Genomic DNA, 13,457 nt, shown 5'->3' with positions numbered 1-13,457 from the left:
CTCCAATGCTCAGAATTTCCAAAAACCGACCGCCAATTGCCCACGGCCCAGCGCGGTTTCGTTGCCGATGTGCTGACCGTGCAGCGCATCAACAGCAGCTTTGGGATCGCCGGTCACGGTGCAGAAATACACGCTGCCGGCGGGAATCTGGCTTTTAACCGGGCGTGGTTTCTGATTCAGCAAATCCCAGCCGCCTTCCCGCGCCGCCTTGCCCAACACTGCGCTGTGCAGAATCAGATCAACGCCATGCAGTTGCCCGCACCAGACCCGAATGCCGTTTTGCTCGCTCGACTTGAACTCCGCAGGCAACCAGCGCTGATCGCCGAAATCAGCGTGAGTCAGCAGCATCAGCAATAGATTTTGGCTTTGCTGTTTTGAGGCAGCGGGTAATAGCGCTGCTTCGCCGATAGTCACTGAGCTGGCTCGACCTTCGCCGCCGAAGCGGGTGATGCCGTGGGCCGGGTGCAACTCGGATGGAATGCTGCTCACAGTGACGCCGATGCTCAGTTCCGGGCGGGGGCGAAGATGGCGCGTCTGGTAAAGCAGGCCATCGGCGGCGGTGCGTTGGGCATTGTTGCGAGCAATGCCCAGCCGGGGTTCAACGTCGTACAAATCGCTGGAGCGATACACTGTTTTGGGATTTTCGCTGCACAGCACTCGTTTCAAATCGGCACCGTCCAGCCAGACGCTTTCCAGCGGTTTCGCGCCGGGCAGCACTATTGCCAGTTGCGGCAGCCGGACTTTGCCAAGATCGCACTCCACCGGCTCGCCGGGTTTCAGGAAAACGTATTTCTCTCCTTTCCCCAGCAGATGCAGCGGCGCGGGATACAGCCGCTCTCCCTTCCACAACGGATAGGGGCCGGTGATTTTTAATGTGCCGAGATCGTCGCCGAAGCCGATCCAGCGTTTGAGGTCGGCATACTCACCATCTTGAGCGAACTGTTGCCAATCCACGCCCTGTGTTTCGCCGATCAGGGTGCGCACCGCGCCGGCTACAGTGCGTGCTGACGGCGGAAACAGGCTGCTGAGTTCGTTATTGCCGCTGGTGCCGAAGGCCCGTGCTTCACGGAAGAACCAGCTATCCAGCGGCTCGAACCGCCATTGCTTTTTGTCGCTCATTATCGTTCCACTCCCTTATGCGCCAGGAACCGCACCAATAACGCGCCGTCCGCTTCCAGACGCTTGCTGGTGGAGAAACTCACTGTGCTGTCGTTTTTATGGCGCACCACTGGGCGACACTGTTCCAACAGGGGTTGAATGATGCGTTCGGCATCTTTGATCTTGAGCTTGTCAGGCCGACCCTTGTCAATCCCAGAGGCCAGGTAATCCACCGCCAGCAGTGACAAGGCATCGTTGTCATCGAAAATGACTGCTTCTTCGGCCTGACCTGGCTTGGAGCGTAGCGGATTGAGCAAGTCGAAATGCTCGCGGATTTTGTAGAAGAACTTGCTGCTGAAACGGTCGTCTTCCTTGTCCGTGACGGCGGTATCGTCGCGGGTAAATTGCATCGCCAGTTGCTCGATTGCCAGCTTTCCATCCTGATCAAATACCCGCGCCCACGGCATCGCCCACTCCAGCGCCTGACCGCCGGGTTTCCACACCCGCACCGCAAGGGCATCGCGCCCGCGTTGCTCCTTGGCAACCTCATCCAGCAACTTATGAGAATCGCCCAGAATCCGGGTCAGCGGCATCTTGACATGGGCGTATTCCACCGCCGCCGAGATCGTAGATTCCAAGTTTTGTGCAGCGAAAGCGTCGAGATAGCACTGGCGAACGACCGCCGCGCATTGCAAGGCATCTTCCAGCGGCAATAGCGCCAATACATCATCGCCACCGGCATAGATTAGAAAACCGTTGTGCCGGTCAACAATGTGGGGAACCTTCCCGGTAAAGCGATCCAGCGCTTTGGAAACCGCCGAGCCTGATTTCCGCAGTAGTTCGCCGAGACGGTCGCCGTCCATCAGCAGAATGGCGTAGAACGGTGAGGGCGGTTCTTTCAGATTCAGCGCCTTGATCGCCTGCTTCATCGCCCGTGCTGTGGCCTGATCAGGACATTCCTTCTTGTTATCGAGTACATGGCCGAATAAGGCGCTACTGTTGAGGTGGGTCAAACCCCGCGCCCGATAGGCATCCTTGACGCAACGCAAGCGATGAACGCCACAATCACTCGGTGCAAACAGGGCATCGGCGGCATCGTGCAGACGATCCAGCACCGTTTCCGACCCTTCTCGAACCACCCGCGCCAGCCAGTTGGCCGCCGCCAGATCAAGAGTCGAGGGCGTTTGCGGCTTGACTGTCCAGCCGTGCAGCGTCCAGTCGCCCGGCATTTTCTCCACTCGCACCTGCTCGAAATAATGGGGAAAGCGGCGCTTGACGAAAGCGATGGCACACAGGGTCTCGTCATCGGCCAGATCACGTCCGCACTGCTCGCGTATCGGTTGCCAGAAGGCTTCCAGTACACTTTTCAGCGCCTTGGTATCAGGGGCGAGCAACCCGGACAATTCCTGCCAGCCGGCCATTACTGAACATTTGATCCCGGCCTCATCAGGCGCAAGCTGAGTACGCCAGTTCTTGCGCCGATCCAGCAGTGAATCATCGTCGCCCAGCGCCCAAGCGATTTCCCAGAAACCGTGGATTTGCCGATCCCAAATCACCCGACTATCGGGATAACGCTGGCAATGCCGCGCTAAGTCTTTTCGCCAGACCATTTCTGCAACGGCTCGCCAAGCGTCGCGCACTGCCTGCTCAATCAAGACCGGCTGAAAGTGTTCGCCGACCGTCGCTTTGAAGCGGTTGGGAATGCCACCCTGACGCGGCGGTTTGCCGCCCCTTTTGCTGTGCAGCCAGCCGAGATAGTCCTCATCAGCGGTGGGAAATACGATGGTTCCCTTTTGGGCGATCACGGTTTGCATCGCCGCGCCAGCCAGCCACGACAGCAGGAAGGAACCAGCCCAGAAATCGCGGGTGCGGCGAGCCTGAGCGACAAAGCCCTGTACCGGACCCAAGGTGAAATGAAAGGTGCGGTCGGTCATGAGTGGGCCTCCGCTGGGACAAAACCAGCGACATTACGGTAAAACCCCGCCAGATCTGCGGGTTGATAACGCGGTTCATGATGAAATGCCGCTGGCAGATACAACACGGCAGCGGCGAAGCGGTTATCGCACAGGGCATGAACATGGAACAACAACGGACTGGCGCGGCGATGGTCCGGGTCAACGCCTTGCAACGGCAATCCGAAAGGAATCTTGACGTCTCCTCGTAACGCGCTGGACTGGCCGCGATGATTTTTATATGCCAGACCGGCCTGATTATGGGTTTCACGCGCCTCACGACCGGTTGCCACAATGCCGAACCGGGCATGTCCATTGAAAGCGGTGTAGGGCGGAAAGGCTTTAACCTCAACCGCATCGCTCAGGATCCGCCGCGCCGCCGCTTCATAAGCGGACTGATCGATCTGTGCATCCTGACCGTTCAATTCCAGCAGCGTTATCGAGCCGAAACCGCGCCGCGCCCGGCTGCCCAAGCCGCCGAACAGGCTCCACGCTCGCAAGGTTTCGATGAGGACATCAACATCCGCTGACGGTGTTCCCGGTTTGAAACGCAGTTCGAGGCGGAAATCCGCGCCTTCCTTCAAGCCTTCGCGGTGCAACTGATCATGAGTCGCCATCAGTCCATAACCCAGATAACCACTGCCGGTATTGTTTTGCGGCCAAACGGTTTCGAGCGTGATGCGGGGTTGCTGGCTGACCCGGAGCAGAAAAACGCCTTGACCGAGCGAACGGTCATCTTCGACTACGGCGGCAGTGCCAAATAGGCGCCGCTCTTCCCGATAGAGCCTTTTGAGTGCTTCTGTTGTGGTACCCGCTTCGCTCAGGGATTTTCCCCAGTTCAGCGCCCGCCACCAGAAGCGCAGCGCGCCCTTGATCGAAGGCGGGCGCACGCTATCGGCTTTTTGCTCCGCATTCCCGATAAACATCGGGGTCACGATGCGGTACGTTGCAGTCAAAACAGTCATAGCAATCCTTATGAGTTAGAGATGACATCCGCTTTCTTTCCCCCTCGTTGAATAGGAAAGGGTGGCGGGAAGCGCTGAAGTCATTTGATCGAGCGGCGGCTAACCCAGTGGCGCGGCATCGGGAATCACCCGATACGCTTCCAGGCGTGCGCCGAATTGGTGTAGATCGGCGGCGGTCAACTCCCGACCGCGTTGTTCAGGCGGCACTTCCAAGCTCAGATGCAGATAGCGCCCACCGCGTTGGCAAACCTGCGCCGCCAAGTGAATCGGCAACGTCCCGATCACGGTGTCGCCAGGCTGGATCGTTTCAGGATCGAGATGGGCCAGCATCACATCAACGGCGAGATCTTCCTCAGCCGCCCAATCCAATGCGCCAGGGTGGCGGGTTACAAAATAGGTGGTCATCATCTTTACTGGGAGCCGAGTAATTGAGTAAAAAGACTTTTCATCGTATTGCGCAGATGAGTGGGATCACTGATGGCGCGCTCCGTATCGCGGTTGAAAGGACGCACTCCATGAGCAAATGCGTTGCGCAACCGTCCCAGAGTTTTGAAACCCTCCCGCGTATCCTTCAATTCATTACGCAACTCATCACGGCAGTCAAAATCACCCACATCTCGCCCCCGCTTGATGGCCTCTTGTGAGATCACCGCCTCTAAGCCATAGATGGCCGCACGCACATAATCGCCCCGTTCCAGATACTCCCAAGCCAGGGTTTTCTCCCAGGCAGGCCGATTGGAAAGACGAAACCAGCGTACCCGCTGTTCCAGTTGATCGCGGAAGAGTGGGGCCGCTGGGTCATGGTCTGGATAGCGATCCTCTCGGTTGATCCAGGAGGTCAGCGCCTCGCGAGCCTTGACCGGATTACTGGTGCGCTCAAAAAAGGCGGCTTTCGCCAATTGCGCACCGGCTGGACCGAGCAATTCGGCAAACACGCCATAGTCACCATCCTTGTCATAGGTATTTAGTGCGCTAATCCAATCCGCAATGCGCAGCAATCCGCTCAGGTCAATGACCGGAGCGGCACCGGTATCAGGCTCATAGGCACCATAGTAGATGCCCTCAATCTGCGCGTTGCGCACCACGCGCAGATGCATGGCGCTCAACATCGCCAGCATCGGCAAATGCCGAAAACCATGCGTCACATCAAGACTGACTCGGCTGCCCGGCTCTACTTGCGCCGCCATGATGGTCAGCAAATTCATTTGTTCCGCTTCGTCATGGCAGTAGGGAATCAACACCAATCGCACTTCGCAGCCCAGCCGCTGCGCAAGTAGCGGGGCCAACGGTTCGAGCAACGCCGCCGTTACCGTCTTGGCCTCAGTCGCTTCCTGTAGCGCCAGCCGTTCATCTTCTGCTTCTGCTCCAAAAGCGATGTCCTTTTCAAACAGGTGATCCCACATGCTACCCGCAGTGCCGAGAATGACCAGCCGGTCGGGGGTAAGCCGCCGGTGCAGACTCCATCCAATGAAGGCGGTCGGCTCATCGGGCGCGCCATTGAAGCTGTAGCAAGTCGGTCGGTAGCCGCTGATACCTTTGGGTACGCGACCGAGAAAGGAAATTAAAACGTGCATGGCAGTGGCCTCCTAATAAAAAATTTAGAGTTATTTCAAAGTCTTCATTGAGTATCAACGATGGCTTCAAACCGGATCTGTCCTGGTTCCAGCATCAAGGTGTAGCGCGAAAGGGGACGCTTCTTATCGCTGTGAATCAGATAAGGCTGCGCCCCGGTTTTGCCCAATGCCCGAACCAGCACCTTGCGGACACCCGCCAAGCGTCCATCGAAATAATCCGGTTCCATCCCGCTGTTAAGCGCCAACCGCACTCGGTCGATATCTTGATCCAGCTCGCCATGCAGCGCTTGGTATTCGGCCAGAAATTCAGCAGTCTCAGCGGCGCTAATGCGGTTACGACATATCCCTGGCTGACCAGCCAACGCTCGCCGCGCCAACCAGGCATAGCAGGCAAAATTCACAGGCGGCAGAGTCAGTTCGGTTTCACCACAGCGCACCCGACAGTTCACGAAATCAAGCGTCAGACGAGGCGCGGCCAGATTGCGCTGCGCCTGCGCCACCACCGCGCTGAAACTGGCACCGGGAGTCAGCAACGCTTCCTGTAACCCATCACGCAGACGCACAAACGGAATGTCGGCCAACACCACCGTAGCGGCGCTGGCGTCGAGCGGTTGCTTGTCGGCGGTGTAGATCACCCGTTCCTGGGGCGTCGGATAGAAGAAATCTGGATTGGATTCGTAGCGGCTGGATACCAGTACATGCGACAAGCGGTCCTGCGGGCGACCCAACAGTGACAGTGCGTAGCCCAGATAGAAACCCATGGTCTTGCGCCCGCCCGCTATAGACGCATGAACGGCACTATCAGGATCAGCAGTTAATTCACGCACCATGGCGGTAATGGTGTCGGCAATCGCTTCGTTATCCGCCACGTCGCGGATGTCGTTCAGCAAACGACCGTCAGCGGCGCGAAGAATATGAATCGTGTCGAGGGTGAAACGAATTTCGGGCAGGCCGTGGTCCTGGCGCAGGCGCTGCAACCAGCCAGGTTCATCGCTCAACAAGGTCAAGCGCGCCCGTTCCGCGCCCTCGGCAGTGGTTAGCAGGTGAATTTCGGTGGGAACGAAGCGTGGCTCGCCGATGACCGTCAGGGCGTACAGCGTTTCAGTGACGATTTGCGGCGACAGACCAGCGACACATAACAGGATGCGACGGGGGTAGTTTTCCGGATTCACAGGGAGCCTTTTTTATTCAGCCTAGTGCCAATGCAACTAAGATAAACCCGCTGAAACTCAAAGACCGGCTCGGCAAGCTTGTCGCCATCATTTACCGGGGGGGCGATCTGGTAGCGCCCCAAACCCATCACCGCGCCTTTGCCGGCGTGCGTCCACTGGCCGAGCCAGAGGTACGGCTAGAACGGTTCCTGATCCTGCGAGACCCGCTGTTTTTCATCGGTTTGAGCGCATGGCCGAAGGCCCCCCCGCCGGGCAGATCCGGTATAAGACGGCAACCGCAGGGCAGTGACGACGCGAAAGGTCAGGCGATAACGGGCCAGAGGCAAAACCGGGAAGGTTGGCATGACTCAGAGCAACAGAATTGTTATAGTTTTTCTCTTGGTGCGCTGCTGATCGATGGTAGCGGGTTCGGAGAGCGCATTTGCCGGGCTGGAACGGATAATAATCTGGGTGTGACCGCAGGCGATATGGCCGAAAAAGTAGTTAATCTGGGTGTGACCGCAGGCGATATGGCCGAAAAAGTAGTCCGGTACATTTTGGCGTTTCCGTTATCGATAAAAAGATGCTAAATCCAAGCATTGACCGTGCCATCTTTGTACCAGATGCAGAAGTTGTTGCTGGTGAATGAGTTAGCGTTGCGGGTCTATTCATTAACGACGGGGTGCTGTTTCAATTTGAAATGCTATTTCATGCGCGGCGCTTCAAATTGAAAAAGCGTCTGTGGATGAGGTTTGAAGTCCAACGGTACAGAGCTGGACTTCAAATCTCCCCTACTGGAGATCACTGAATATGTCCCTCATCGGTCATGTGCGGTGCTATCAGCGAGGCTACTTACTCGAAGTGCCGTTGCTCATGATGGCCGTGAGTATTGCTACAGCGTTGCTTTGGAGTGTGCTGCCCGCATGGGCGGCGAAGGTAATGCTGGGATTCGCGGGACTGGTCTGGATGGGTGGGCTGTACTCGATGTGGGTGATGCCAGATTGGCAGCCCGGAAACAGCCATTCGCGACGACCCAACCGTTGGCAGGTACTCATCGGCATAGCATTACTGATTCTGATCGGATGTGGCATGGCGTTGATCATCGGTATGATTGGATAGGCGTCCTTGCTTCATCGCCAGCCCCTCCCGATGAACGCGCCGGGCTTCGGCTTTCCGCTCGCGTTCGTGCTGGCGACAAATTCGACACCGCACCGCCACTGTCCACACGTCGCCCTGCGCCTCTTCATACCACCATTGCTGTTGTGCCGCCGTCCAGATTTCTTCAACGCCGCAATCCTTGCACCGGAAAGGCCGATCCTGGTAATAGCCGCGCTGGACAAAATCGGGGATACCGTAGCTGTTGTTGTGCCGCAGCAATAGCGGTGTGACCGCAACGGTGCCAATCGGTCGATCCACCGGACGGGCGTTGACTGCGCGAGTTTTCTTAACGATACGCCGCAGCCGCTGGGCTTTAATCTCCTGACGGCGTTGCTTGTTGCTTTTCATGGCGCCAATGCGGCTTTAGGCGGAGCGTCGATCTCGCCACGCGCTACACGCGGATCGGTCATTTCCAAGCGTTTCGCCTCAACCCAGCCGCTAATGACATCGCCCTGAGAAAAGTAAGTGATCGATGCCCAACCTTCATGCAGTGCTTGGCTATAGCCGTAGTCATTCGGAATGATGAAAAGAGCCGTTTTGCATTCTGGAAACGGAGCCGAATAGAAATACAACCGGCCTTGACCGACCACCTTGAATTCCACCGGAGTAAAAGGCTCGGCGAGGTCTTCTTTCGATTGACAACGGCTAGGTGGGGACTCATTCACCGTTTGAGCGCTGGCGATGCTCAGGAGAGCAACAAGACCCAGTAAAATCCCTGTCATCCTGTTCATAGCACCGATGCTTTAACAATGGTTCGGACAGTTTTGGCGATTACCATCAACCAGTTAGCTTTCATAGGCTAAATTAAATTCAACTCAGGGATTGACTGGACTTGGATAAACAGGACTTTCACTTTCCGTCATTCCCGCGTAGGCGGGAATCCAGTCAGCCGCTGAAAAACTTGGATACCCGCTTTCGCGGGTATGACGAATTTACGAGTTTAGCGAAAGTCCTGATAAGATAACTTGTTGATTTTAATTAAATTTTCATCAAGGATCGACGCTGTGGTTTTTCAAGGGGTTTCGTGAACTCATCGGGGTTTCGCCCAGACGCCTGGAGAACTGAAACTGTCCGAATTATTGCCCCATCACAGTTGCAAATAATGCCTCCTGTAAATTTTCCTGTGATCGGAACTGTGGGACAGACAGATAAAATAAACATCACCTATTGAAATCAATGAGTTGGATTCAGTCAACACCCTAGCCTGACGCTACCAACCCTCGCCATCACAGGAAAATTTACAGGACCAACAATATTGGTTTGAAATAGTCATTGAGACCCCATTAGTAATATTCAAGTAAGCTGGATTTAATCCACCCGGTTCTGCTGGTAAACAGGTGCATAAATCGCCGCCAGTCGAACTGCTTCTACCATACTCAACGGATTAGCCACCCCTTTACCCGCCAAGTCAAAGGCAGTGCCGTGGTCCACTGAGGTGCGGATGAAGGGCAGGCCGAGGGTGATCGCGATGGTACGCTGGAAATCCACCATTTTGGTCGCAATATGCCCTTGGTCGTGGTACAGCGACAGCACCGCGTCGAAACTGCCCTGAAGGGCGAGATGAAACACCGAATCAGCGGCAATAGGGCCGGTGACGTTAATACCCAAAGCGCAGGCGTCGGCAATCGCCGGTTCCAATTCTCGCCCTTCCTCAGCGCCAAACAGCCCGTGTTCACCGCCATGTGGGTTCAGTCCCGCCACCGCCAAACGCGGCTGAGGAATGCCCAAGGTTTCCAATGCTTCGGCGCAGCGTTGCAGATAATCCAGCACCCGTTGCCGGGTAACCAACCGGATTGCACCCGCCAGCGAAACATGCCGACTCAGAAAAAACACTTTCAGGTTGAACACTTGGAACATCGTCAGCGGATCGGCGGTTCCGGTCAGCCGACCCAGCAGTTCGGTATGGCCGATGTCATGGACGCCAGCGGCTTTGAACGCTTCCTTGTTAATTGGTGTCGTCGCCAGCGCGTCAATCTGGCCGGCTTGGCATCGCTCCACTGCATTCTCGATGAACTCATAGGCGGCACGACCGGCCGTTGCCTGCACTTGGCCGAACGCCACTTGATCGGCGTCCACATTGGCGAGATCGATGAGGTCTATAGCGCCATGTTGGTACTGACCTTGAGCAGGATCGACAAGAATCCGAAGCTCCAGATTCAGGCCAGTAATCCGTAACGCTCGCCGCAATGCCCCCGCTTCGCCAATGACCAGCGGTTTCGCGGTTTGGTAAACGTTCGGTTGCGCCAGCGCCATGACCACGATTTCCGGGCCGATGCCAGCGATGTCGCCGAGTGGAATGCCGATGATGCTTCTGTTCGCTTCGATTTCGCTGCTCATCTCATCACCTCGTTATTATTTCACTTTCGTCAGCCACGCCGTCACTGCTTTCGATAAGCCCTGCTGTGCCTGCTTGGACAGCTCGAAGGGATCAAAACACCAGCGTCAGAAAGCGCTCTTTCCAGAGTCAGCGCCATGGGTACCGCGAAGACAGTCCGATTATTGACAGATGGCGTTTTGGAATCCATATAGTGGAAGTTCGACGCACAACCGGAGAGGTTAAGATCATGACGCCGCACAGGATTACGCCAGAAGAATATCACCAGATGGGGTCCATTTTTCTGGAGGCCCGCATGGAATTGATTGAAGGAGAACTGTTTGATATGGCCCCGATAGGTACCGCCCATTTTTGGACTGTGGCCCAACTGACTAATTTGTTTGCTGTTCAGTTAAGGGATAAAGCGTTTGTTGTCTGTCAGGGTCCACTGTCTCTGCCTGATTCCGAACCGGAGCCAGATGTGATGGTGTTGAAAATGGCGAACTATCGTCATCGTCTCCCCGAACCGGCCGATGTGTTGCTGTTGATCGAAGTGGCCGATAGCTCGGTGAACCATGATCGCACCCGCAAGCTGCCGCTGTATGCGCAACAGGGTGTCCCGGAAGTCTGGTTGATCGATCTGAATGCCCGCGTGGCGGAAGTGCATCGGCAGCCGGAAGGAAACCTTTATCAACAGGTGACGACGCCGAACGTGTTATCGCCGCTGGCCTTTCCTGAACTGGCGATCCCGCTGGAAGACATTCTGCCCTGAATGGTGCGCTGCTTGCTGAGGCTCAATAGGGATTCCGGGTCGTCGAGGACCATTCGCCCAGATGGGGATAGATCGCTAAACTGAACGAGTCCCGCCTGTATTCGCAGCCGAGATATTTCACCCCTCCATACGCAAATAACTTATTGATATTATTTATTATTTTTTTTTTGATTACTCTACTGTTGGGCCGTTTTGCAGCGGCTTCCAATCTGAACATGGCCAAGCGGCCAAGCCCGGTAGTGGTTTCGGCACGGTGACGAGTAACCCGGTAGTGGTTTCGGCACGGTGACGAGTAACCGTTTGTTGACTGGCTGGGGAGCTGCGCCGGTCAGAGAATAGCGTCTGCGCGCTGAACACCGGCGCAAGCGATCAAACGGTCGCTGCCTACTTTTCAGGTGCCGCCATCGCCGCCAGTTACCAGGACGGCGGGCAAGATAAATGCCTGTTCGGCAGCTTTGGTCAAGCCGGTGATTTGCCGGTCGCCGGGAAGTGGTAAATATTGAGCGAGGGTAATGAGTTGGGCGCACCGGGCGGTGCGCCCAATACCCCCCCGCTAATGCGGCGGGAGGATTTCGTGGCCGGACGCCACCATAACCCGTTCAGGAAAGCGATAGCGTGCAATCGGATGCCCGCTTCCGACGATGGACTCGGCGAACCGATGACCAGCGCCACCGTCTCCACGCCCTAACCGCGCAGCAGATTCAGCCGTTGCCGTCGCTCCGCATCCCAGTCGAGCAGGATACAGACAGCTCTCAAGCCATAGGCGTTAAAACCGACGGTGATATAATCTGCGGCTTTCGTAAACTGTGGTTCCGGGCGGCGCGTCTTTCACCACAGCCCTTTCTTCATTATGAATGAGTACCCGCATGACAGAAAATCGTTATCTCCTGAACACGCAACTGGCGCAGATGCTCAAGGGCGGCGTCATCATGGACGTGGTCAACGTCGAACAGGCTCAAATCGCCCAGGAAGCGGGCGCGGTGGCGGTGATGGCGCTGGAGCGAGTGCCCGCCGACATTCGCAAGCAGGGCGGGGTGGCGCGGATGTCCGATCCAGGTCTGATCAAGGCGATCAAGGCCGCCGTTACCATCCCGGTCATGGCCAAGGCGCGCATCGGTCATTTCGTCGAAGCACAAATTTTGCAAGCCCTCAAGATTGACTATATCGACGAAAGCGAAGTGCTAACCCCTGCCGACGAAGAGTGCCACATTGACAAGAGCCGGTTTGAAATTCCCTTTGTGTGTGGGGCGCGCAATCTGGGCGAGGCGGTACGACGGATCGCTGAGGGCGCGGCGATGATTCGCACCAAGGGCGAGGCCGGCACCGGCAACGTGGTCGAGGCGGTGCGGCACATGCGCACCATGAACCGCGAGATTCGCCAACTGGCGACCATGCCGGTTGAGGAGATCATGAACTTCGCCAAGATCAATGGCATTCCTTATGAACTGGCGCTGGAGGTTAAGAAGCTGGGTCGGTTGCCGGTGGTCAATTTTGCTGCGGGCGGGATTGCGACCCCTGCCGACGCCGCGCTGATGATGCAACTGGGCTGCGATGGCGTATTCGTCGGTTCCGGCATTTTCAAGTCCAGCGACCCGGCCCGCTATGCCCGCGCGATTGTCAAAGCGACCGCTTATCACGATGATCCCGCGAAGCTGCTGGAAGTCTCGATGGACCTGGGCGAGCCAATGCCGGGGCTGGACGTGGCGAATATGCCGAGTGCAGAACGGCTGGCAGGACGAGGCTGGTAATGAACGCAGCCGCCGGCGCTATCGGCGTCCTGGATTTGCAGGGCGGAGTGCAGGAGCACCTCGATCACTTGCGGCGAATTGGGGTTGCGGCCCGACCGGTCAAGCGCGCCGCTGAACTGGACGGTTTGGCGGGATTGATCATTCCCGGCGGCGAAAGCACCTGTCTGTCGCGGTTGCTGACTATTTTCGGCCTGGATGATGCGATCCGGCAGGGGTATGGCAACGGCCTGAAACTGTGGGGCACCTGCGCCGGGGCGATTCTGCTGGCACGGGAGAATGTCGGCGAGATGCCGTTTCTGGGACTGATGGACATTGCGGTTAATCGCAATGCGTTCGGCAGCCAGTTGGACAGCTTCAACCGTGACGCGCTGGCGCCAGCCGTAGCCCGCGAGCCGATTCCGTTGACTTTCATTCGCGCGCCCAAGATCGTGCAAGCCGGACCCGGGGTGCGGATATTGCTGCAACTGGATGATTACATCGCGGCGGCGGAAGATGATCAAATCCTGGTTACGGTGTTTCACCCGGAATTGACGCCCAGTCTGGCGTTTCATCGTTATTTCGCCCGCAAGTGTGGCCTCAAGGTGGCGGAGACGGATGACGCCGCCCTTGATCCTGACTGGACCCCGCAAAGCTGGACCCGCTTCAGCTACCACGTTTGAAAAAGATACTCCCTCTCCCACTGGGAGAGGGTTGGGGTGAGGGTGGTTTTGCCACCTTTTCCCGTT

The 13,457-nt window shown here is 56.9% G+C and carries 14 protein-coding genes; 4 read left to right on the top strand and 10 right to left on the bottom strand.

The genetic code is table 11. The features are described from left to right. Positions 1–9: 9 nt before the first annotated feature. From BN874_RS15720 to pdxA, 10 genes are all read right to left on the bottom strand, one after another. Positions 10–1,119, bottom strand: a complete 1,110-nt coding sequence (locus BN874_RS15720) for a type III-B CRISPR module-associated Cmr3 family protein (protein WP_034435138.1) — start codon at positions 1,117–1,119, stop codon at positions 10–12. Beyond that, complete coding sequence (gene cas10, locus BN874_RS15715) at positions 1,119–3,032, bottom strand: type III-B CRISPR-associated protein Cas10/Cmr2 (RefSeq protein ID WP_034435136.1); 1,914 nt, start codon at positions 3,030–3,032, stop codon at positions 1,119–1,121. Before cas10 ends, BN874_RS15720 begins: the two co-directional genes overlap by 1 nt. Next, positions 3,029–4,015, bottom strand: a complete 987-nt coding sequence (gene cmr1 / locus BN874_RS15710) for a type III-B CRISPR module RAMP protein Cmr1 (protein WP_034435135.1) — start codon at positions 4,013–4,015, stop codon at positions 3,029–3,031. Before cmr1 ends, cas10 begins: the two co-directional genes overlap by 4 nt. 99 nt (positions 4,016–4,114) lie before the next feature. After that, on the bottom strand, positions 4,115–4,423 hold the full coding sequence (gene csx16, locus BN874_RS15705) for a CRISPR-associated protein Csx16 (RefSeq protein WP_420886141.1): 309 nt from the start codon (positions 4,421–4,423) through the stop codon (positions 4,115–4,117). Positions 4,424–4,425: 2 nt separating this feature from the next. Beyond that, complete coding sequence (gene csx2, locus BN874_RS15700) at positions 4,426–5,589, bottom strand: TIGR02221 family CRISPR-associated protein (protein WP_034435134.1); 1,164 nt, start codon at positions 5,587–5,589, stop codon at positions 4,426–4,428. Between the two features lie 44 nt (positions 5,590–5,633). Next, the gene (csm6, locus tag BN874_RS15695) at positions 5,634–6,761 is read right to left on the bottom strand and encodes a CRISPR-associated ring nuclease Csm6 (protein ID WP_034435133.1); all 1,128 of its coding nucleotides are present in this window, start codon (positions 6,759–6,761) and stop codon (positions 5,634–5,636) included. 827 nt (positions 6,762–7,588) lie between these two features. Beyond that, on the bottom strand, positions 7,589–7,795 hold the full coding sequence (locus tag BN874_RS24685) for a hypothetical protein (RefSeq protein ID WP_154724969.1): 207 nt from the start codon (positions 7,793–7,795) through the stop codon (positions 7,589–7,591). A 10-nt stretch (positions 7,796–7,805) separates the two neighbouring features. Beyond that, positions 7,806–8,246 (bottom strand): zinc-ribbon domain containing protein, encoded by a 441-nt coding sequence (locus BN874_RS15690; protein WP_081756437.1) that lies wholly within the window; start codon positions 8,244–8,246, stop codon positions 7,806–7,808. Beyond that, positions 8,243–8,629 carry a hypothetical protein gene (locus BN874_RS15685; RefSeq protein ID WP_154724968.1) on the bottom strand — a complete coding sequence of 129 codons (387 nt, stop codon included), beginning with the start codon at positions 8,627–8,629 and terminating at the stop codon, positions 8,243–8,245. The genes BN874_RS15690 and BN874_RS15685 overlap by 4 nt, the downstream gene beginning before the upstream one ends. A gap of 577 nt (positions 8,630–9,206) precedes the next feature. Beyond that, positions 9,207–10,235 (bottom strand): 4-hydroxythreonine-4-phosphate dehydrogenase PdxA, encoded by a 1,029-nt coding sequence (pdxA, locus tag BN874_RS15680; RefSeq protein WP_034435131.1) that lies wholly within the window; start codon positions 10,233–10,235, stop codon positions 9,207–9,209. A 227-nt stretch (positions 10,236–10,462) separates the two neighbouring features. Here pdxA and BN874_RS15675 point away from each other — a divergent pair, with 227 nt between their 5' ends. The 4 genes from BN874_RS15675 (at position 10,463) to pdxT (ending at position 13,391) form a co-directional block, all read left to right on the top strand. Next, positions 10,463–10,984, top strand: coding sequence for a Uma2 family endonuclease (locus BN874_RS15675; protein WP_051497923.1), 522 nt, complete (start codon positions 10,463–10,465; stop codon positions 10,982–10,984). 499 nt (positions 10,985–11,483) lie between these two features. Beyond that, positions 11,484–11,672 (top strand): hypothetical protein, encoded by a 189-nt coding sequence (locus tag BN874_RS24680; protein WP_154724967.1) that lies wholly within the window; start codon positions 11,484–11,486, stop codon positions 11,670–11,672. A gap of 178 nt (positions 11,673–11,850) precedes the next feature. After that, positions 11,851–12,732: a pyridoxal 5'-phosphate synthase lyase subunit PdxS gene (gene pdxS / locus BN874_RS15670; protein ID WP_034435129.1), complete on the top strand. Its 882-nt coding sequence runs from the start codon at positions 11,851–11,853 to the stop codon at positions 12,730–12,732. Beyond that, entirely contained in the window at positions 12,732–13,391 is a 660-nt protein-coding gene (gene pdxT / locus BN874_RS15665) for a pyridoxal 5'-phosphate synthase glutaminase subunit PdxT (RefSeq protein WP_034435127.1), read from the top strand. The genes pdxS and pdxT overlap by 1 nt, the downstream gene beginning before the upstream one ends. The last annotated feature ends 66 nt before the right edge of the window (positions 13,392–13,457 follow it).

The sequence above is a fragment of the Candidatus Contendobacter odensis Run_B_J11 genome (assembly GCF_000531125.1).
In the GTDB taxonomy this organism is placed as follows: Bacteria; Pseudomonadota; Gammaproteobacteria; order Competibacterales; family Competibacteraceae; genus Contendibacter; species Contendibacter odensensis.
This window is presented reverse-complemented; position numbering and strand designations above follow the sequence as displayed.